The 19,134-nt window shown below is 57.9% G+C and carries 18 protein-coding genes and 1 pseudogene; 14 read left to right on the forward strand and 5 right to left on the reverse strand.

What is annotated here, in order from left to right; all coding sequences use genetic code 11:
- Nucleotides 1-179: 179 nt before the first annotated feature.
- From GOV53_RS05485 to GOV53_RS05550, 14 genes are all read left to right on the forward strand, one after another.
- Complete coding sequence (locus GOV53_RS05485) at nucleotides 180-1,190, forward strand: GlxA family transcriptional regulator (protein WP_170464650.1); 1,011 nt, start codon at nucleotides 180-182, stop codon at nucleotides 1,188-1,190.
- A gap of 138 nt (nucleotides 1,191-1,328) precedes the next feature.
- Complete coding sequence (locus tag GOV53_RS05490) at nucleotides 1,329-2,468, forward strand: aromatic ring-hydroxylating oxygenase subunit alpha (RefSeq protein ID WP_170464651.1); 1,140 nt, start codon at nucleotides 1,329-1,331, stop codon at nucleotides 2,466-2,468.
- Nucleotides 2,465-4,000, forward strand: a complete 1,536-nt coding sequence (gene betC, locus GOV53_RS05495; protein ID WP_170464652.1) for a choline-sulfatase — start codon at nucleotides 2,465-2,467, stop codon at nucleotides 3,998-4,000. Before GOV53_RS05490 ends, betC begins: the two co-directional genes overlap by 4 nt.
- On the forward strand, nucleotides 3,997-4,791 hold the full coding sequence (locus tag GOV53_RS05500) for an SDR family NAD(P)-dependent oxidoreductase (protein ID WP_170464653.1): 795 nt from the start codon (nucleotides 3,997-3,999) through the stop codon (nucleotides 4,789-4,791). Before betC ends, GOV53_RS05500 begins: the two co-directional genes overlap by 4 nt.
- Nucleotides 4,788-5,717, forward strand: coding sequence for a 3-keto-5-aminohexanoate cleavage protein (locus GOV53_RS05505; protein ID WP_170464654.1), 930 nt, complete (start codon nucleotides 4,788-4,790; stop codon nucleotides 5,715-5,717). The genes GOV53_RS05500 and GOV53_RS05505 overlap by 4 nt, the downstream gene beginning before the upstream one ends.
- A gap of 11 nt (nucleotides 5,718-5,728) precedes the next feature.
- Nucleotides 5,729-7,147 (forward strand): aminobutyraldehyde dehydrogenase, encoded by a 1,419-nt coding sequence (locus GOV53_RS05510; protein WP_170464655.1) that lies wholly within the window; start codon nucleotides 5,729-5,731, stop codon nucleotides 7,145-7,147.
- Nucleotides 7,147-7,887 carry an SDR family NAD(P)-dependent oxidoreductase gene (locus GOV53_RS05515; RefSeq protein WP_170464656.1) on the forward strand — a complete coding sequence of 247 codons (741 nt, stop codon included), beginning with the start codon at nucleotides 7,147-7,149 and terminating at the stop codon, nucleotides 7,885-7,887. The genes GOV53_RS05510 and GOV53_RS05515 overlap by 1 nt, the downstream gene beginning before the upstream one ends.
- Nucleotides 7,887-8,813, forward strand: a complete 927-nt coding sequence (locus tag GOV53_RS05520; RefSeq protein WP_170464657.1) for a 3-hydroxyacyl-CoA dehydrogenase NAD-binding domain-containing protein — start codon at nucleotides 7,887-7,889, stop codon at nucleotides 8,811-8,813. The genes GOV53_RS05515 and GOV53_RS05520 overlap by 1 nt, the downstream gene beginning before the upstream one ends.
- 144 nt (nucleotides 8,814-8,957) lie before the next feature.
- Nucleotides 8,958-9,938, forward strand: a complete 981-nt coding sequence (bioB, locus tag GOV53_RS05525; RefSeq protein WP_170464658.1) for a biotin synthase BioB — start codon at nucleotides 8,958-8,960, stop codon at nucleotides 9,936-9,938.
- Nucleotides 9,935-11,068 carry an 8-amino-7-oxononanoate synthase gene (locus GOV53_RS05530; RefSeq protein WP_170464659.1) on the forward strand — a complete coding sequence of 378 codons (1,134 nt, stop codon included), beginning with the start codon at nucleotides 9,935-9,937 and terminating at the stop codon, nucleotides 11,066-11,068. Before bioB ends, GOV53_RS05530 begins: the two co-directional genes overlap by 4 nt.
- Nucleotides 11,065-11,685 carry a dethiobiotin synthase gene (bioD, locus tag GOV53_RS05535; protein WP_170464660.1) on the forward strand — a complete coding sequence of 207 codons (621 nt, stop codon included), beginning with the start codon at nucleotides 11,065-11,067 and terminating at the stop codon, nucleotides 11,683-11,685. The genes GOV53_RS05530 and bioD overlap by 4 nt, the downstream gene beginning before the upstream one ends.
- Nucleotides 11,682-12,968: an adenosylmethionine--8-amino-7-oxononanoate transaminase gene (gene bioA, locus GOV53_RS05540; RefSeq protein ID WP_170464661.1), complete on the forward strand. Its 1,287-nt coding sequence runs from the start codon at nucleotides 11,682-11,684 to the stop codon at nucleotides 12,966-12,968. The genes bioD and bioA overlap by 4 nt, the downstream gene beginning before the upstream one ends.
- Nucleotides 12,965-13,585, forward strand: coding sequence for a pimeloyl-ACP methyl esterase BioG family protein (locus GOV53_RS05545; protein WP_170464662.1), 621 nt, complete (start codon nucleotides 12,965-12,967; stop codon nucleotides 13,583-13,585). Before bioA ends, GOV53_RS05545 begins: the two co-directional genes overlap by 4 nt.
- Nucleotides 13,582-14,340 (forward strand): methyltransferase domain-containing protein, encoded by a 759-nt coding sequence (locus GOV53_RS05550; protein ID WP_170464663.1) that lies wholly within the window; start codon nucleotides 13,582-13,584, stop codon nucleotides 14,338-14,340. Before GOV53_RS05545 ends, GOV53_RS05550 begins: the two co-directional genes overlap by 4 nt.
- A gap of 540 nt (nucleotides 14,341-14,880) precedes the next feature.
- Here GOV53_RS05550 and GOV53_RS05555 read toward each other — a convergent pair.
- The 5 genes and pseudogenes from GOV53_RS05555 to queC all read right to left on the reverse strand — a co-directional run bounded on the left by GOV53_RS05555 (nucleotide 14,881) and on the right by queC (nucleotide 19,117).
- Nucleotides 14,881-16,737 carry an SLC13 family permease gene (locus GOV53_RS05555; protein ID WP_170465065.1) on the reverse strand — a complete coding sequence of 619 codons (1,857 nt, stop codon included), beginning with the start codon at nucleotides 16,735-16,737 and terminating at the stop codon, nucleotides 14,881-14,883.
- Between the two features lie 150 nt (nucleotides 16,738-16,887).
- Nucleotides 16,888-17,352, reverse strand: a complete 465-nt coding sequence (gene queF, locus GOV53_RS05560) for a preQ(1) synthase (RefSeq protein ID WP_170464664.1) — start codon at nucleotides 17,350-17,352, stop codon at nucleotides 16,888-16,890.
- Between the two features lie 16 nt (nucleotides 17,353-17,368).
- Nucleotides 17,369-18,069: pseudogene (gene queE / locus GOV53_RS05565) on the reverse strand (7-carboxy-7-deazaguanine synthase QueE).
- Nucleotides 18,066-18,419: a 6-carboxytetrahydropterin synthase QueD gene (gene queD, locus GOV53_RS05570; protein WP_170464665.1), complete on the reverse strand. Its 354-nt coding sequence runs from the start codon at nucleotides 18,417-18,419 to the stop codon at nucleotides 18,066-18,068. The pseudogene queE and the gene queD overlap by 4 nt, the downstream one beginning before the upstream one ends.
- Entirely contained in the window at nucleotides 18,419-19,117 is a 699-nt protein-coding gene (gene queC / locus GOV53_RS05575; RefSeq protein ID WP_170464666.1) for a 7-cyano-7-deazaguanine synthase QueC, read from the reverse strand. The genes queD and queC overlap by 1 nt, the downstream gene beginning before the upstream one ends.
- Nucleotides 19,118-19,134 lie beyond the last annotated feature (17 nt).

A 19,134-nucleotide genomic window follows, 5' to 3' on the forward strand; every position in this document is an offset into this window, starting at 1 on the left:
AGGCATTGAATGCGTGCATTCGGCGGCATCCTAAACAGATGTTGCAACGGTGGAAATGCACCTCGTGACGGATAGTCCATATGTCGCCGATGCGGTGTAACGAGCGACACCCAACTTGCGCGATCTAGGCAAAAGATATTTTGTTGACACAAACTTAGCTCAGATAAGGCCTATGCCATATGTTGCCTGATGCGGACCCTGTTACCCGAGTGCTTGTGGTTGTTGCACCCAGCTTCAACATGGCCGCAACGATGGGGTTCATCGATCCGTTTCGTGCGGCCAACTATCTGGACGGAAAGCCGTATTTCAAATGGGATTTTGCGTCAGAGACGGGTGGCTCCTGTGTTGCAAGCAACGGAGCCGCAATTGCCACCGTTGCTATGGCTGATGTTCCTTCAGCGGATATTGTGGTTGTATCCACAAGCTGGACGCCGGAAAAACACCTGACCCAAAAAACCGGCAACGCTTTGCGACATTGGGCACGGAGTGGTGCCACGCTAGGGGCTCTGGATACCGGAGCGTTCGTTCTGGCGCAGGCCGGTTTGTTGAAAGGACGCAGGGCGACGGTTCACTACGAGCATATCGATGCCTTTCAGGAACTGTATCCGGATGTCGAAGTGGTCGAAAATCTGTTCGTGCTGGACGGCAATCGTATTTCGTGCTGTGGCGGAAGCGCTGCGGTGGATTTCGGCTTGCAGATTGTTCAGGGCATCTATGGCAGCGCTTTGGCGAATGCGGCAGCCAGATATATCTTCCACGACCGGCTTAGAGGACCATCCGACATGCAGCAGCCTCAAGGCCGCGAGCCTTTGGGCACAACAGTTCCAGCCAAGCTGCGGGCCGCTATTCAGGCGATGGAAGCCAACCTAGAAGAGCCGGTGTCGGTGCCGGAGATTTGCAGGAAGGTCGGCATTTCCCATCGGCAATTGGATCGACTATTTTCAACATACATCAAAAAAACACCTGCGCTTTATTACCGAGATATTCGGCTGGACCGGGCGCGTGGTTTGGTGACACAGACCGAATTGCCGATCGCCGAGGTCGCGATTGCTTCGGGGTTTGCCAGTCAGGTGCACTTCAGTCGGGCATATAAGGAAAGGTTCGGCTTGCCGCCCAGCCGGGATAGGGTGGAAGGTCGCGTGCCCTTTGAATTCCGGGCATGGCCGATGCATCGCAAGCCGGCAAGGTAAAAACAGTTCAGCGGCGATTGGCGAAAAATATAAATTCGATGGCGAAAAAAGTAAAGTGCGTGGACGCATTTGGTCAGAGACTATCGTCCAACAGTCAGCCAATGGGTCGTTGCCTGCCCCAGAGTTGTGGAGTTTCCGATGAGCGAGCTGCCGTCCAAAGATCAGTTTCAACGTATATCCGAAGGCTTCAGCTCTGATCCTTTAGATACAAGCTCTTTGAAGGCTGAGGCCTATGTCGATCCGGCCTGGCATCAGGTGGATCTGAACGAAATCATCGCAAAAACCTGGCAATGGGTGTGTCACGTCGAAAAACTGCGTGCGCCTGGGTCCTATGTGACGGTCGAGATTGCAGGCCGCCCGATCGCCATTGTGCGCGACCGCGAAGGCGATCTGCGCGCATTTTACAATGTCTGCAAACACCGTGCGCACCATTTGCTGACGGGTGAGGGCGAAACGACGCGGATCATGTGCCCTTACCACGCGTGGGTCTACAAGTTGGACGGTCAGCTTGTGCGCGCACCTGAGACCGAGAATCTGTCCAACTTCAACACCAAAGATATCTGTCTCGATCAGGTGCAAGTAGAAGAATTTGCGGGCTTCATTTACGTCAATCTGGATCCTGCAGCGCGCCCATTGCGTGAGGTGTCTGGTGATCTCGAAACCGAGATTCGTCACTGGGCCCCGGACATCGAACGGCTAACCTTCGGCCATCGGCTGACCTATGACATCAAATCCAACTGGAAGAACGTCGTCGACAACTTTCTGGAATGCTACCACTGTCCGACCGCGCACAAGGATTTTTGTGATCTGGTCGACATGGACACCTATAAAGTGACCACATACGGCATCTACTCCAGCCATATGGCCGAGGCAGGCAAGGGAGCGAACACCGCCTATGACGTTTCGAACGCGACCGTGCGCACCCATGCGGTCTGGTGGCTTTGGCCCACGACTTGCCTGATGCGTTATCCGGGCCGGTCGTCGATGATCGTTCTGAACATCATCCCCGTGGGTCCCGACCGGACACTTGAGACGTATGACTTTTTCCTCGAAACCCCCGAGCCGGACGAAGCCGAGCTTGAGGCCATCCGGTACCTGGATGAGGTTTTGCAGCGCGAAGACATCGACATTGTCGAAAGCGTTCAGCGTGGGATGAGCACGCCAGCTTTCACTCAGGGCCGGATCGTGCATGACCCGAACGGGTCGGGCAAATCCGAACATGCGGTGCATCACTTCCATGGGCTGGTTCTGGACGCTTACGCAAAGGCTGCTCCGTGACACGGCCCAATATCGTTGTGGTCATGGCTGACCAATTGGCTCCGCATTTCTGCGGAGCTTATGGACACCCAACTGCAAAAATGCCCCACGTCGATGAATTGGCAGCACGTGGGATGCGGTTTGACGCGGCCTATTGCAATTCACCGCTCTGCGCTCCGTCGCGCTTTGCCTTCATGTCCGGACAACTGATCAGCCGGATTGCGGCCTATGACAATGCCAGCGAGTTTCGGGCCTCGGTTCCAACATTTGCGCATTACCTCAAGGCGTTGGGGTATCGCACATGCCTGTCGGGCAAGATGCACTTTGTCGGCCCCGATCAGAAACATGGTTTCCAGGATCGCGTTACCACCGACATCTACCCGGCCGATTTTGCCTGGACCCCGGATTGGGAAACCCCGGACGAACGCATCGACAAGTGGTATCACAACATGCAGACGATCAAGGAAAGCGGCGAGGCTGTCGCGACCTATCAGACCGACTATGATGATGAGGTCGAGTTCGCCGCGCGCAGATGGCTGATCGACCGGGGCCGGGACCGCGCAGCAGGGGATAACGCGCCGTTCTGTCTGGTGGCCAGTTTCATCCATCCGCATGATCCATACGTGGCCAAGCCTGAATGGTGGAACCTCTACTCGGACGCAGATGTCCCGATGCCGGAGTTCACGCTTACGCCCGAGGAACAAGACCCGTTCTCGCGCCGGGTGATGGATGGGATCGAGGCGAGTTATGTTCCTCTGACAGACGAAGAGGTTCTGCGCGCACGACGCGCTTATCTGGCTAATGTCAGCTATTTCGACAGCAAGGTCGGTGCGATGGTCAAAGCGCTCGAGGATATTGGTGAGTTGGAGAATACCATCGTCCTTGTCACCGCTGACCACGGGGACATGCTGGGCGAACGTGGCCTCTGGTACAAGATGAACTTCTTTGAGCACTCGGCCAGAGTGCCTCTGATCATGGCCGGTCCGGGCGTGGCGCAGGGGCACGCGCCAAATGCCTGCTCTTTGCTGGATCTTTTGCCGACCTTTATGGACATCGCAGGGGGTACGGACGACCTTTATGGTGAGCCGGTCGATGGGCGGTCGCTGATGCCGTTGGCACGCGGAGAGACTGATCCGGTGGACGAAGCCATCGGTGAATACTGCGCCGAGATGACACCCTATCCGGTTTTTATGATCCGGCGCGGGACGTTGAAATACATTCATTGCGACCCGGATCCACCACAGCTTTACGATCTGGCCGCTGATCCGCTGGAAAAAGTGAACGTCGCAAACGATCCGGCATACGCCGATCAGACTGCCGCGTTCGCTGCTGAGGTCGCTCGACGCTGGGATAGCGAAAAACTGCGCGCTGATGTGATTGCTACGCAGAAATCCCGCCGGACACTGCATGCGGCGATGGAAACTGGCGCGGATGAGGCCTGGGATTACAACCCGCCGCGTGACGCCACGCAGGAATATGTACGCAATCACATGGACTGGACGGTCGCCGCAACGCGCTACCGCTACCCGCCGCTTAAGGAGAACAACGAATGATGCTGGACGGCAAAACCGCATTGGTGACCGGAGGACGCGGGGGGATCGGGCGCGCCATTGTCTCACGCTTTCTACGCGAAGGCGCGCGGGTCTATGCGGCAGACCTGACGCCTCAGGGGTCCTTGGCCGCTCATGACAATGACGGCAGTGTTTTTGTGAAGCTGGATGTCACGCAAGAAGCAGATGCAATAGCCGCGATGGAGCAGGTGGGTGCCGCGGCGGGCCAGCTAGACATCCTTGTCAACGCCGCAGGGATCGAGATTGAAAAAACAATTGAGGAGACTTCGCTTGAGGAATGGAACCTGTCTTTTGCGGTCAACGTTACAGGGACGTTTCTAACGTCGAAACATGCGTTGCCGCTTATGCGCAAAGCGGCTGCCGACGGCACGTCGGCCTCAATCATCAATTTCGGCAGCTATGACGGATTCATCGCCGACCCAGGTCTGGCTGCCTATTGCGCAACAAAAGGCGCAGTCCACGCGTTGACCAAGGCCATGGCTTGCGATCATGGTCCAGAAGGCATCCGGGTCAACGCAATTTGCCCAGGCTATGTCGACACGCCTATGTTGCAGAGCTTTTTCACTGGAGATGGCTCTGGCGCAGGCGGCAAAACGATCGACCAGCTGCAGCAAGCGGTTCGGGACGTACATCCCATGCGCACTTATGGCACGCCCGAGGACATCGCTAATCTGGTCAACTGGCTGGCCTCGGATGAGGCGCGATATGCCAGCGGGCAACTCTGGGTTCTGGACGGAGGGCTGAGCGCGCAGGTTCAGCAGATGAAGCTATGAGCAAACCGGTCATCATCACCTGCGCGCCAACCGGCGGGATCCACACGCCGACCATGTCGGAACACCTGCCGATCACGCCGAACGATATCACTGAGGCCAGTATAGGCGCGGTCGAGGCCGGGGCTTCGATCATCCACCTGCACGCGAGAAACCCGGACAACGGCCGACCCGATGCTGATCCGGACTTGTTCATGCAATTCCTGCCCCGCATCAAACAGGCAACCGGCGCAGTGATGAACGTCTCGACAGGCGGCGGGCTGGGCATGACGCGCGAGGAACGCCTGCGCGCCGCCCTGCGGGCCAGCCCGGAAATGGCCAGCATGAATATGGGGTCGATGAACTTTGGCATCTTCCCGATGATGCAGAAATACTCGGATTGGAAACACGAGTGGGAGCCCGAGTTTCTTGGGATGACCCGCGATTTCATCTTCCGCAACACCTTTGCCGATATCGAATACGCGATGAAGGAGCTGGGCGATGGTCACGGCACCAAGTTCGAGTTTGAATGCTACGACCTTGGTCATCTCTATAACCTTGCATGGGTGGTCGATCAGGGTTGGGTCAAGCCGCCGTTCTTTATCCAGATGGTGTTCGGCATTCTGGGCGGGGTCGGCGCGGATCTGGACAACCTGATGCACATGCACACGATTGCCGAAAAGCTGTTTGGCGGTAGCTATGAGTGGTCGGTGCTGGCGGGGGGTCGTCACCAAATGGCCTTCACCACACAAGCCGCGCTGCTGGGTGGCAACGTTCGTGTTGGTCTGGAAGACAGTCTGTATATCGGTCCCGGCGAAAAGGCGAAATCCAACGCCGATCAGGTACGCAAAATCCGATGGATCATTGAAAACCTTGGCCTGTCGGTCGCCACTCCGGACCAGGCGCGTCAGCGTTTAGGTCTTAAGGGCAATGACCAGACGGCATTCTGATGGGGGAACGCATGCAGACAAAGATGTTGATCAATGGCGAGATGGTCGAGGGGGCCGGGGACGCTCTGCCCGTGCTGGACCCGGCGACCGGAGAGTCTGTTGCCCAAGTGCCAGAGGCTTCAACCGAGCAGATCGAAGCCGCAACACGCGCGGCCGAGGAAGCCTTTGAGACCTATCGCCTTACAGCTCCTGCGGAACGATCAGCGCAGCTTTTGGCCATTGCGGATGTCATCGATGAGAACATCGAGGAACTATCCGAGCTGGAAACGCTGGATGTAGGAAAGCCCTGGCCGATGGCCCGTAACGAAGAGATGCCGCTGACCATCGACACCTTTCGGTTCATGGCGGGGGCCGCGCGTACGATGACGGGATCGGTCGCGGGGGAGTATGCGGCAGGCCATACCTCGATGATCCGCAAGGATCCAATCGGGTCTGTGGCGTCGATTGCGCCGTGGAACTATCCCCTAATGATGGCGGCTTGGAAAATCGCTGCGCCATTGGCCGCAGGCTGTACCATTGTGATCAAGCCGTCTGAGATTACGCCGCTGGCCACGCTCCGACTGGCTGAATTGCTTTCGGATGTTTTGCCAAAGGGCGTGTTGAACGTTGTCCACGGTCGGGGTGCATCTGTCGGCGACGGCCTGATCAATGATCCAAGGATCGAGGGGATTTCGGTCACCGGCTCTCCGGCGACCGGTATGGCGGCCATGCGGGCGGCTTCAAACCAAATCCGCCATGTGCATCTGGAACTTGGCGGCAAGGCCCCGGTCATTGTCTTTGGTGATGCTGATATCGATGCGGTGGCCGAAACGATCCGATATGGCTCGTTTTTCAATGCCGGGCAGGATTGTGCGCAGCCCTGCCGCGTCATGGTTCAAGATGGGGTATACGACCGTCTGGTAGCCGAAGTGGCCGATCAGGTGAGCCAAATTCAGATCGGAGCGCCCAAGGCAGAAGGCACGGAAATGGGTCCCGTCGTGTCGGCAGTTCAACGCGACCGCGTCGCCGGTTTCGTGGACCGCGCCCGAAGCAGCGCCGAGATCGCCGTAGGTGGCAAGGTAGGTGACGGAGCCGGTTTCTTCTATCATCCAACAGTAGTTGCGAATGTGGACAACGATGCCGAAATTGCCTGCAACGAGGTGTTTGGCCCCGTTGTGACTCTGTCACGTTTCACTGAGGCTGAGGACGCTCTGAGAATTGCAAATGCCGGACGCTACGGTCTGGCGTCGTCGGTCTGGACCAAGGATGTGTCGACCGCGATGCAGATGACCTCGCGTTTGCGCTATGGCATGACCTGGGTGAACACGCATGGGATGCCCGCTGCCGAAATGCCTTGGGCCGCGATGAAGGGATCAGGGACCGGGTGCGATATGTCGGTCTATGCGCTGGACGCCTACACATCGGTGCGCCATGTGATGGTGGCCCACTGATGCGGCTTGCAGGAAAAAAAGCGTTGGTCACCGGTGGTCGACAGGGGATCGGGCGAGGGATCGTCGAGGCATTCGTTCGCGAAGGTGCGGTTGTCACCACCTGCGGTCGAGGGCCTCGGCCCGAGGGGCTGTCAGACAACATCACCTGGTATCCGCTGGACGTTACCGACGCTATCGCCGTCGGTGAGCTCGCTGAAATGACAGGTGGCACCGATATCCTTGTCAACAACGCGGGGGTTCAGGTCGAAAAGACCGTAGCCGACAGTACGGATGCGGATTGGGAGGCAGTGATCGGCACCAATTGCCGGGGCGTGTTCAACCTCTGCCGCGCTTACATCCCGCGGATGCCCGAGGGCGGGTCGATCATCAATATTGGCTCGATCTCGGGTAAAGTCGCGGACCCGTCTATGGCGCTTTACAATGCGTCCAAGGCGTTTGTGCATGGTCTGACACGGTCGATTGCGGTCGACCACGGCCCCGGAATTCGCTGCAATGCCATTTGTCCCGGGTGGATTGAAACCGGAATGTTGGATGCAGGCTTTGATCTGGCGTCAGACCCGGCCGCGGCGCGGAAGGACGCACTGACGCGGCATGCCGTGCGGAGGTTTGGCAGGCCCGAGGATATTGCAAGTATGGCCGTTTGGCTCGCCTCGGATGAGGCGGCGTTCGCGACGGGTCAGTTGTTCACGGTGGATGGCGGTATGACGGCTGCTTCGCCTCTTAATCCGGGATTGTTTTGATGGACACACAACACACAGCTTGCCTTGGCGGCGGCGTGATCGGCGCCAGCTGGGCCGCGTTGTTTCTGGCGTCTGGCCGTTCAGTTGCGATGTACGACCCGGACCCCGACGTAGAAAAAAAGGTGCGCTCCTATATCGAAACTGCGTGGCCCGCGCTTGTCGAGCTGGGGTTGGCGGAGCGTGGCACGCCTGAGGCGATCTCATTCAGTCCAAACGCTGCCAGCGCTGTCGAGGGTGCAGCATTCGTCCAGGAAAACGTGCCAGAGCGTCTCGAGATCAAGCACGCCACCTTCGCCCAGATTGAGCCCGCCCTGACCCCCGATGCAATTGTCGCCAGTTCTGCTTCGGGGCTCACCCTTGGGCAGATGCAGCCGGGTTGGAAGAATCCAGCACGGTTTGTGCTGGGCCACCCGTTCAACCCTCCGCATCTGATCCCGCTGGTCGAGGTGCTGGGCAATGACAAAACTGCCGATGGCGTGGTCGAGGCCGCACAACGTCTCTACGAAAGCCTCGGCAAGACGACGATCCGCGTAAACAAAGAGGTGCCCGGTCACGTGGCAAACCGTCTCCAGGCCGCGATCTGGCGCGAAGCTATTCATCTGGTGACGTCTGGTGTCGCCTCGGTCGAAGATGTCGACAAAGCTGTTTGGGCAGGCCCCGGGCTGCGGTGGGCGGCAATGGGGCCAACGATGCTGTTCAACCTGGGTGCCGGTGAGGGCGGGCTGCGGGCTTTTTGCGATCACTTCACCCAAACCTTCAACGGTTGGTGGGATGACATGGGTGAGGTCTATCTGTCGGAAGATGTGACCCGGCAACTGGTCGACGGCGTTCAGGCCGAGGCGGAAGGAAAAACGCCTGCGGAACTTTCGCAACAACGCGATGCCCTGATCGTGGCCCTGCAAAAGTCGATATCGGGAATGCGATGACAAAGGCATTGGTGGCCGTCTTCTGGTAAATCGCAAATGCAGGAATCGGTCGGAATGACGCGGGCGGCAGATTCCAGTTGTGAATCCCTCCTTTATCTATAAAAGATCGGGTAGCCATGAGAGTTTGCGAAAAGTATCGATAAAATGAAAAACACCACACCGCTATGGTCCCGTGAAGATGCGCAAGCACTGTACGACCTTCCGCTGATGGATCTGTTGTTTCGCGCCCAGTCGGTGCATCGCGAAAACTTTGATCCCAACAAGGTCCAGACTTCTAAGCTGTTGTCGATCAAAACCGGTGGATGTGCCGAAGACTGTGCCTATTGCTCGCAGTCAGCTCGAAATGGATCGAAGCTGTCGGCCTCCAAGCTTATTGAGGTTCAGCGTGTTCTGACCGAAGCGCGCAAGGCGCGCGATGGCGGCGCTACCCGGTTCTGCATGGGCGCTGCTTGGCGCGAGCCTAAAGACCGGGACATGGATGCGCTGGTTGCAATGGTCGAAGGTGTGCGCGAGTTAGGCATGGAAACATGCATGACTCTGGGCATGCTGGACGACAACCAAGTGGTCCGCCTGCGCGACGCTGGGCTGGATTACTACAATCACAACATCGACACGTCCGAACGGTACTATTCCGAGGTCATCACAACCCGTACTTTCGCAGACCGGATCGACACGATGAACCGGGTGCAGGAAGCCGGGATCAAGGTCTGCTCTGGCGGTATCCTTGGCATGGGTGAAGAGGTTCAGGACCGCGTGGATATGCTGGTAACGCTTGCCAACATGAATCCAGCACCGGATTCTGTTCCGATTAACATGCTGATGCCGCAGGAAGACACTCCGCTGGCCGATGCGAAACCCATTGACCCGATCGATTTCGTTCGAGTCATCGCAGTCGCACGCATCATGATGCCAACTTCCTACGTGCGCCTGTCGGCAGGTCGCAGCGACATGAGCGATGAGTTGCAAGCCATGTGCTTCTTCGCCGGTGCGAACTCGATGTTTGTTGGTGAAACGCTTTTGACGGCGGAGAACCCCGAAGAAGATACCGATGCCATCCTGTTTGCCAAGCTGGGGTTGCAGGCTGAAACGGCTTCGGAACAAAGCTGTCTGGACGCCGCTGAATGAAAGCATTGAGTCGTCTGCGCTCGATGCTTGAACTGCTGGACACCCGGCACCGCCGCCGGGTGCTCTCACCTCGGCGTGGACTGGACTTTGCCTCCAACGACTATCTTGGACTGGCGCAGTCTCCTGTGTTGCAGGACGCAGCTCAACAAGCTTTGGCACGCGCTGTTCCTTTGGGATCAGGCGGATCGCGGTTATTGCGCGGCAACCACCCGGAACATGAAGCGCTGGAGCGCGAGGCCGCCGCTTTCTTTGAGGCCGAAGCCGCCCTTTTCATGGGGGGTGGGTTTCAGGCGAACCAAGCGATTTTCTCGACACTTCCTGCAGCCGAAGACCTGATCCTTTACGATGATTTGGTGCACGCTAGCGCGCATGAAGGTATGCGGACGGGGCGCGGCCAAGCGCGGGCCTTTGCGCACAATGACGTGGGTGCTGCACGCCTTGTGATCGAAAATTGGCTGGCCGAAGGTGCGGTGGGTCAAATCTGGATCGCCGTTGAAAGCGTCTATTCGATGGAAGGTGATATGGCACCTCTGACGCAGCTGTCTGATCTTGCCTGCGAATACGGTGCCATCTTGGTTGTTGACGAGGCCCATGCCACAGGCGTGTTTGGCCCCAACGGTCAGGGCCTGGCTCATGGCCTCAAGGCTGAACTGTTGACCTTGCACACATGTGGTAAAGGTCTTGGCGTTGCAGGTGGCTTGATCTGCGGCTCTCGGGTCATGATTGATACCCTCATCAACCGCGCCCGCCCTTTTATCTTTGCTACGGCCCCGTCACCATTCAACGCGGCACTTGTGAGGGCTGTCTTGCAGCATCTGCAACAGGACACGTCTCTAGCGCAGGCCGCTAAGTCCCGCATCACACATGCGCATGCCGTCGCGAAGAAATCCGGGATTGGACAAGAAGCTCTGAACAGTCAAATCATTCCGGTTGTTCTGGGTGATGACGCCAAAACCATGGAAATGGCCGCAACGTTACAGGCCAAAGGCTTTGACGTTCGTGGTATCCGGCCGCCGACCGTACCGCGGGGCACGTCGCGCTTGCGGGTATCGATCACTGGGAATGTGGGCGAGGATGACATCAGCGCTCTGTTCGAAACACTGGCACAACAACAGGCGGAGGCGGCATGAGCACTGTTATCGTCACAGGCACCGACACCGGTGTTGGTAAAACCGTATTTGCAGCGGGCCTGACCGCCGCGCTGGGTGCAACCTATTGGAAGCCTGTGCAATCCGGGCTCGAAGACGCGACGGATACTGAAACAGTCGAGTCTTTGTCCGGCGCCACGGTTCTGCCAGAGGCTTATCGGTTGAACATGCCAGCCTCACCGCATTTGTCGGCCGAGGATATGGGGCTTGAGATCGAGCCTGATCGCCTTGCCTTGCCGCAAGTCGAGGGACCGTTGGTTGTGGAAGGCGCCGGTGGCATCATGGTGCCGTTGAACCGGAAGGTCTTTTTCCTCGATGTGATCTCTCAATGGCAGGCACCGGTCGTTTTGGTGGCACGCACCGCACTGGGGACGATCAACCACACCAGCCTGTCTCTGATGGCCCTGCGACGCGCGGGCTGCAATGTGGTTGGCGTGGCTTTCGTAGGTGAGGCTGAACCCGATGTAGAGGAGACCATCGTTCAGATGTGTCAGGTCACCCATCTGGGTCGCCTGCCACATATTGACCCGCTGTCGCGCGAAACTCTGTCGGACGCCTTTGACGCCATCGACGTGGATACGATCCGGGGGATGTTGTGACTGCTTTGGAGTTTGACGCCCAACATCTGTGGCACCCCTATACAAACGTTCTGAACCCTGGTCCGATGCACCTGATCACCGAGGCTGATGGGGTCTGGCTGACCCGTGACGATGGCACTCGGATGATCGATGCTATGTCGTCGTGGTGGTGCGCGGCCCATGGGCATCGTCACCCGGCGATAACCGCGGCGATGCAGGCGCAGTTACAACAGATGCCGCATGTGATGTTCGGCGGCCTCACGCATAACCCGGCGATTGAACTTGGGCGCACCCTTGTGGATCTGTTGCCAGGTGGACTTGACCGAATTTTCTACAGTGACAGCGGATCGGTCGCGATCGAGGTCGCGCTGAAAATGGCCGTTCAGTACCAGATGGCGCTGGGGAACACCGGACGCACGCAATTCGCCACGATCCGGGGCGGCTATCACGGAGATACGTGGAAGGCGATGAGTGTCTGTGATCCCGTGAACGGCATGCACGGGCTGTTCAGCGGGGCGCTCTCGATCCAGCATTTCCTGCCGCGGCCGCCCATTTCGTTCGATCAGGACTGGACTGACGACTCCAGTTTGAACGGATTGGACGCTTTGGAAAAGCTGCTGGAGAGTAAGGCGGATCAGATCGCTGCATTGATCCTTGAACCCGTAGTGCAGGGTGCGGGTGGTATGTACTTCTATCACCCCCAGTGGCTGAAACACGCGCAAGAGCTGTGCAAAGTCCACGATGTCCTGCTGATTTTTGATGAAATCGCCACGGGTTTCGGTCGCACGGGCGAGTTGTTTGCGATGCAGCATGCGGGCGTTGTTCCTGACATCATCTGCCTCGGCAAGGCTCTGACCGGCGGGCACATCACTCTGTCCGCGACCGTTGCCACCGAGACGGTTGCCCGTAGGATCGGCGAAAGCGAGGCCGGCGTTCTGATGCACGGCCCGACCTATATGGCGAACCCGCTGGCATGCGCGGCTGCTCTGGCAAGCCTGAACCAGCTGTCCGTCCGGGATTGGCGCTCCGAGGTGCATTCTATTGCGGAACAGATGAAGCAAGAGCTTGCGCCCGCGCGCGACTTGCCCGGCGTCGCTGATGTGCGCGTCCTTGGGGCAATCGGTGTCATCGAGATGGAGCAATGGGTTGACCCATCAATCGCGCACGCTTTGGCACCGGAAACAGGCGTATGGCTGCGGCCGTTTGCGCGTAACATCTACTGCATGCCGCCCTATATCATCTCGGCTGATGAACTCAGCCGCGTGACCGCAGCAATGGTTTCGCTGGTTCGGGGCGTGTCATGAAACAGAGATGGTTGTCGCGCAATGGTGCGAATGATCTGATCCTGATTTTTGGCGGGTGGGCGCTGGGAGCCGCGCCATTTGCCGGCCTTGTTGGGGGCGGGGACGTGCTGTTCGTTGATGACTATACCCGGCTTGACGATCCGTTGCCGGATCTTGAGCAATACGACCACGTCGACCTGATCGCCTTTTCCTTTGGCGTCGCATCCGCGGGCCATTGGTTGGCGCAAACTGGATTCCGCCCCAAGCGCCTGGTTGCGGTCAGCGGCACTTTGTGTCCAGCAGACCCCGAGCGCGGAATTACCCCGGATATGATCCGCGCCACGGCAGACAATCTGACCGAAAGCAGCTTTGCCAAATTCTGCCGTCGTGCGGGTTTGGAGGGGCCTGCACCTAGAATTGATATATCTGCCGCCCGGGCCGAGCTTCACGCCGTGATTGACCGGGGCGATTGCCCTGACGTAGTGTTTGACCGCATCTGGATACCTGAACGGGACCGGATCATCCCAACACGTGCGCAAGAGGCCGCTTGGCATGACCACCTTGACGCCGTGCGCAGTATCGCCGCGCCCCATGTTCCATTTCGCAGTGGCCAAAGCTGGCAGGAGTGGTTGTCATGAACGCCCAGATCACCGACCGGGTGCAACGCAGTTTCAGCCGCAGTTTTCGCAGCTACCACGGCTCGGCCAGCCAACAGGCCAAAATCGCGGATCGCTTAGTGGAAGAAATGCGTCTTGGCGGCGCGCCTCAGCAGTTTGCCGCCGCGTTGGAGTTTGGCTGCGGAACCGGCCATCTGACACACAGGTTGTGTACTGAATTTGACTTTCAAAATCTGACGGTCAATGACCTTTCACCCGAAGCGGCGGAAACCGCCGAAGCCGTCCGCGCCGCTTTTTTGTGCGGGGACGCCGAAACGGTTGAATGGCCTCAACGACCCGACCTGATCACTTCGGCCTCGATGATCCAATGGTTGCATGATCCCAGAACCTTTTTGCAGCGCGCTGCCCAAGCACTTGCCCCCGGGGGGTGGTTGGTTGTGTCAGGTTTTGGGCCAGAACAGTACCGGGAACTTGTGCGTGTGGGATCAAATGCCAAAGCGCCGGGCCTATGCGGATCGGGCGATATGGTTGCGGCTATCGAAGACCAGCTGGACATCGTATCCAGCGGCGAGAGTCTCTCATCAATGAATTTCCCATCCCCGAGAAAGGTTCTTGAGCACCTGCGGAGAACCGGGGTCAACGGGCGGGCGCAGAAGGTTTGGACCAAAACCAGCCTGGCTCAGTTCACGGATCACTACGTTCGGGATTTTGGCACCGATGCCGGTGTTCCGCTGACTTATCACCCAACATGGGTCGTTGCGCGCAAGCCAAAATAAACGCGCCAGTCTAACATAGGCCCAGGCACCGACTACCAGTCTATACGTTCATATGCCTCGGTCTGGATGCAAGAGATCTCAGGGCCCGAATGGGACAAAATGGCTTCGGCCATGACATCTCCGTCCTGATTGCTTTCGTGGTCAGACTGATCCAAATGCCAAGGCGGTGGCGTGTCAGCGGAGGAGGTTGCTGCGAGGGTATCAGCCAGTTCCGACCCCAATTTATCGTCACCGTTTTGGTCGTGACCAACGCCCAGCTCGAACGGTATTTCTGAGGTCGCTTTTGGTAAAATCGACGGCCGTTTTAAGTCAATCTATCCAGTCCCCATGACAGATGAACAAACCGGTGAGACCTATTTTCGTACGGCTTTCGAATTGTCTGAAGACAGGATTGGGGCTGGCTCCTGGGAACGGCCATTGCAGGCTGGGATGACAGTCGTCGCAGAGATGACGACAGGGGAGCAAACCTTGTTGGCGTACCTTTTGAAGCCAGTGCAAATGACCATGGAACGCGCCTTCAACGAACGCTAGCCTTAGCATTCAGTAAAGCACATTCAGCATCAGCATAGAGACAATCAGAAACAGGATGGTCATCACTCCGCCGGACCTTACAAAGTCCATGACCTTGTACCCAGCGGGGCCCATAATCAAGGCATTCACCTGATGTGTGGGAATGATGAAGCTGTTCGATGTCGATATGGCCACCGTCAGCGCAAAGAGGGCTGGATTCCCGCCAGCCGCGACGGCAATGGAAACGGCTAGTGGCACCAATAGAACCGTAGCCCCGACGTTCGACATCACCAGCGAAAACGCAGTGGCCAGAATGGCCACGCCGGCTTGCAGCGACCAGATCGGCCAGCCGTCCAGAATGACCATGATCTGCTGTGCAATCCACGCCGCAGTCCCCGTGTTTTGCACTGCCTGTCCCAAGGGGATCAAGCACGCCAGCAGAAAAACGGTGTTCCACCCGACCGCGCGATAGGCTTCATCGACGCTTAGAACGCGGGTCAGCATCATTCCCGCGGCGCCAGTCAAAAGGCAGAGGGACAGCCGCACGTCGGTGAACAAAATCAACGATAGCGAAATCGCGAAAAAGGCCAGCGCCCACCCGACTTTTTGTGGACGCAATTCGTCTTGTGGAAAGTCGGTCGTTACAACGACAAAATCCGGGTCGCGCTTGATGCGCATCAGGTTGTCCCATCGCGTATGGGCGACAAGCATGTCACCAGCCTGAAATTTCTCTAACCCGATCTGGGTGGAATGGTGTGTTTCCGTCTCGACATGGCTGAGTGTTTCCTCACCGCGATGGATGGCCAGCAGGGACATGCCGTATGTTTTGCGGAACAGTAGTTCGCGCGGGCATTTACCAATCAGTTTGCTATCGGGCGTGATGACGACCTCGGCAATGCCTGCGTTTGTTGGGGCGAACTCTTCTACGAAAATGTCCAGTTCGGGCAGCACCGTCAGCCCGTATTTTTGCGCGAATTCCTCGACCACCCAACGACGTCCGATGATCGCCAACCGGCAAGGCGCGGCAATTTCCGCAGTCAGGACCTGAACCATCGAGGTCTTGCCTCGGTAGAATGTCGAGATGATGTACAGGTGGTTTTCGTGGTTAATGTCCGCCAGAATTTGCCCGACCAGAGGGCTTTCTGCGGGTACAATCACCTCGAAGACATCCGCCTTCAGACCATAAACCCGCTGCAGGTACTCTTGCGTACCTTGGCCCGTCCCGGTGTTGTCAGACCCTTCATCTCCCGGCAAAACCCAGCGGCCGAGCAGCAGGAAATAGGCGATACCGGTCAGGATCAAAGCCACCCCGATGGGGGTAACTGAAAACAGGCCAAATGGCTCCATCTGCTGATCTGCAGGCAGCCCATTGTTGGCTGTCTGGATCAGATCGTTCAGCAGGATCAAAGGTGATGATCCGACCATGGTCATCGTGCCGCCCAGAATTGCGCAGAACCCCATTGGCATCAGCAGGCGAGACAACGGAATGCCGGAGCGCGAGGAAATCCGGCTGACCACGGGCAGAAACAAAGCGGCCGCGCCGACATTCTGCATGAATGACGAAATCACGCCCACCGTGCCCGAGACGATCGGCAGAACCCGGTTTTCGGATTTGCCGCCATATTTCAGGATGACGGCAGCGACTTTGTTCATGATCCCGGTCTTGTCCAGACCGGCCCCCACGATCATGACCGCAATGATGGATATGACCGCGTTCGAGGCGAACCCGTCAAACAGGCGCGGGACGTCCGCCAGGTTTTCAAGACCGGGCGCATAGCTGAGCAGGCCGATCAGAACCAGAACCAGAATGGCGGACAGGTCTATTCGGACGATTTCGGAAACAAAGAGAAAAACAGTGAAGGCCAGAAGGGCGCATACAACGCCCATCTCAAAATTAAAGGCCACCTGTTCCACAAACTTCACCGGGAATTCGTTCTTCGTAACAAGAACACCTAACCCATTTGATTGGCCTTGTCATGATGTTTCAAACTGGTGCGGCGAGGCGAAACATAGTTGCGCAAGATGGCCGGTTTTGCGTCATCCCCGTCCGCGATACGGCGGCACACCCTGATCGGGGATCCAAACGCCTTCGGGCATCGGGCCGGTCTGCCAGAACACGTCAATCGGGATGCCTCCGCGCGGGTACCAATAGCCGCCGATCCGCAACCAGCGAGGCTCAAGATACTCTTGCAGACGACGCGCGATAGAGATGGTGCAATCTTCGTGAAACGCGCCGTGGTTGCGGAACGAGCCCAGGAACAGCTTGAGCGCTTTGCTTTCCACCAACCACTGGTCGGGCACATAGTCGATCACGAGATGCGCAAAGTCTGGCTGTCCCGTCATTGGGCAGAGCGAGGTGAATTCGGGCGCTGTAAAACGCACGTTGTAGTCCACGTCCGCCTGCGGGTTCTGAACGCGCTCCAAAACGGCCTCTTCCGGGTTGGCGGGCATTTTGGTTTCTCCGCCCAGTTGGGCGAGGTTGCTGTAGATGTTGTCGGTCATGTTATCTCTCCTACGGTCAAACGCCGCGTTTGTTGCCCCAGACCAGCACATGCAGCTGGGGCAGGATGCGCGGCGCGAACCATTCGGTGGTCAGAGCCTTTTCGATCAGCCATTCTAAGCGGCTGGTGGCTTTGGTCAGGTCAACCGGGCTGGTCGAGTCGGTGTCCGGGTTGTCCGGTTGCAGATAGAGCGGCAGGTCCGGGTAACGATCTGCAACGCCGCGGGCCCAGATGAAGTCTGCATCGTCAAAGATCACAATCGTGAGGGCCGTCTGAGCGGGGCGAACCGCCAGACAAGCCTCGAACGCTGCCCAATCCATGTTCTCACCGCTGCTTGGCGGTTTGGGGCTGAGAACCAGCATTGCCAGATCGGAGAACCATGGTTTGCCAATCGACCCCTGCGTTTCACAGGCAAAAGCATAACCTTCGGCCACACCACGCTTGATCAGCGGTCCAAAGTCCTGAATAGCGGGGTTGCCGCCCGACAGAGACACGGTCAAGGGATGCCCGCCAGACAAACGGAGGATTTCGCGCCAGACCGCCTCAGTCTCCATCGCCGCCCAGTCATGGCGATGAGCGCTGTCGACCGCATGCAAGCTGTCGCACCAGCTGCAGCGAAAATCGCATCCACCTGAGCGGACAAAGACTGTGGGTTGTCCGATCAGAGCGCCTTCGCCCTGTACCGTGGGGCCAAAATCTCGGATATGCGCAGCGTCATGGGCGGTACTCGGCCCAGGTTTTGGGCGTCTCGGACACTTTGACCGCTGCGGTTTCTGGCCAACGAACCGCGCACCAATCAAAGAAATGCCGCGCCAGGTTCTCGGCGGTCGACACGACGTTCAGCACATCGTTCAGATGTCGGTGGTCGAACTCGTGGTCGATATAGGTCTTGAGCGGCTTTAGTTCGTGATAATCCCGCACGAACCCATCACTGTTCAGATCACGCCCTGCCAGTTCGACGACAACGATGTAGTTGTGACCGTGCAGGCGGGCGCATTGGTGATCCTCAGGCAGATGAGCCAGCTGGTGTGAAGCGGAGAAGTGGAACTCTTTGGTAATTCTGTACATCAGACGCGCGCCTCAGCGATGGCCGATTTCCAGAACTCAGCGTCTTGGTATTGGGTAGGGTCGGCCACACCGGCCACATCGAACGCCTCGCGTCGTTCAACGCATGTACCGCAACGTCCGCAGTGAACTTCGCCGCCTTTGTAACAGGACCACGTCTGGTCGAACGGAGTGTTGACCCGCGCGCCCTCGCGGACAATATCGGCTTTGCTGCGGTGTACAAACGGGACGTAAAGCGCCACGTCTGCATAGCCGTCCAGCGCGGCGCGTTGCATTCTGTCGAACGCGTCGGTGAATGAGGGACGGCAATCTGGATAAATAAAGTGGTCGCCTCCATGCACAGCTGTCGCAACGGCGTCGTCGCCCTGTGCCGCTGCCACGCCATAGGCGATTGTCAGCATGATGGCATTGCGGTTTGGGACCACGGTGACCTTCATCGTCTCTTCCGCGTAATGCCCATCCGGCACGTCCAAGTCGTCGGTCAGGGCCGAGCCGGTCAGCGATGCGCCAACCGAACGCAGGTCAATGACGTGATGGGGCACGTTCAGCCGCTTTGCACAGGCGGCTGCAAATGTCAGTTCCTTGGTGTGGCGCTGGCCATAGTCGAAAGACACAAGCCGTGACAGGTTCCCTTCCGCAGCCAGCACATGCGCAAGCGATACGGAATCCAGTCCACCGGAGCAGACCAATGTCGTTTTCATAATTTCAGTCCTTGTTT

It is taken from the genome of Ruegeria arenilitoris (assembly GCF_013035315.1).
Taxonomy (GTDB): Bacteria; Pseudomonadota; Alphaproteobacteria; order Rhodobacterales; family Rhodobacteraceae; genus Ruegeria; species Ruegeria arenilitoris_D.

What these genes read in the sequence shown, in the direction of transcription:
- GOV53_RS05485 (WP_170464650.1), top strand. Translation starts at nt 180, where the DNA reads ATGTTGCCTGATGCGGACCCTGTTACCCGAGTGCTTGTGGTTGTTGCA.
- GOV53_RS05490 (WP_170464651.1), top strand. Translation starts at nt 1,329, where the DNA reads ATGAGCGAGCTGCCGTCCAAAGATCAGTTTCAACGTATATCCGAAGGC.
- GOV53_RS05500 (WP_170464653.1), top strand. Translation starts at nt 3,997, where the DNA reads ATGATGCTGGACGGCAAAACCGCATTGGTGACCGGAGGACGCGGGGGG.
- GOV53_RS05505 (WP_170464654.1), top strand. Translation starts at nt 4,788, where the DNA reads ATGAGCAAACCGGTCATCATCACCTGCGCGCCAACCGGCGGGATCCAC.
- GOV53_RS05510 (WP_170464655.1), top strand. Translation starts at nt 5,729, where the DNA reads ATGCAGACAAAGATGTTGATCAATGGCGAGATGGTCGAGGGGGCCGGG.
- GOV53_RS05515 (WP_170464656.1), top strand. Translation starts at nt 7,147, where the DNA reads ATGCGGCTTGCAGGAAAAAAAGCGTTGGTCACCGGTGGTCGACAGGGG.
- GOV53_RS05520 (WP_170464657.1), top strand. Translation starts at nt 7,887, where the DNA reads ATGGACACACAACACACAGCTTGCCTTGGCGGCGGCGTGATCGGCGCC.
- bioB (WP_170464658.1), top strand. Translation starts at nt 8,958, where the DNA reads ATGAAAAACACCACACCGCTATGGTCCCGTGAAGATGCGCAAGCACTG.
- GOV53_RS05530 (WP_170464659.1), top strand. Translation starts at nt 9,935, where the DNA reads ATGAAAGCATTGAGTCGTCTGCGCTCGATGCTTGAACTGCTGGACACC.
- bioD (WP_170464660.1), top strand. Translation starts at nt 11,065, where the DNA reads ATGAGCACTGTTATCGTCACAGGCACCGACACCGGTGTTGGTAAAACC.
- GOV53_RS05545 (WP_170464662.1), top strand. Translation starts at nt 12,965, where the DNA reads ATGAAACAGAGATGGTTGTCGCGCAATGGTGCGAATGATCTGATCCTG.
- GOV53_RS05550 (WP_170464663.1), top strand. Translation starts at nt 13,582, where the DNA reads ATGAACGCCCAGATCACCGACCGGGTGCAACGCAGTTTCAGCCGCAGT.
- GOV53_RS05555 (WP_170465065.1), bottom strand. Translation starts at nt 16,737, where the DNA reads ATGGGCGTTGTATGCGCCCTTCTGGCCTTCACTGTTTTTCTCTTTGTT.
- queF (WP_170464664.1), bottom strand. Translation starts at nt 17,352, where the DNA reads ATGACCGACAACATCTACAGCAACCTCGCCCAACTGGGCGGAGAAACC.
- queD (WP_170464665.1), bottom strand. Translation starts at nt 18,419, where the DNA reads ATGTACAGAATTACCAAAGAGTTCCACTTCTCCGCTTCACACCAGCTG.
- queC (WP_170464666.1), bottom strand. Translation starts at nt 19,117, where the DNA reads ATGAAAACGACATTGGTCTGCTCCGGTGGACTGGATTCCGTATCGCTT.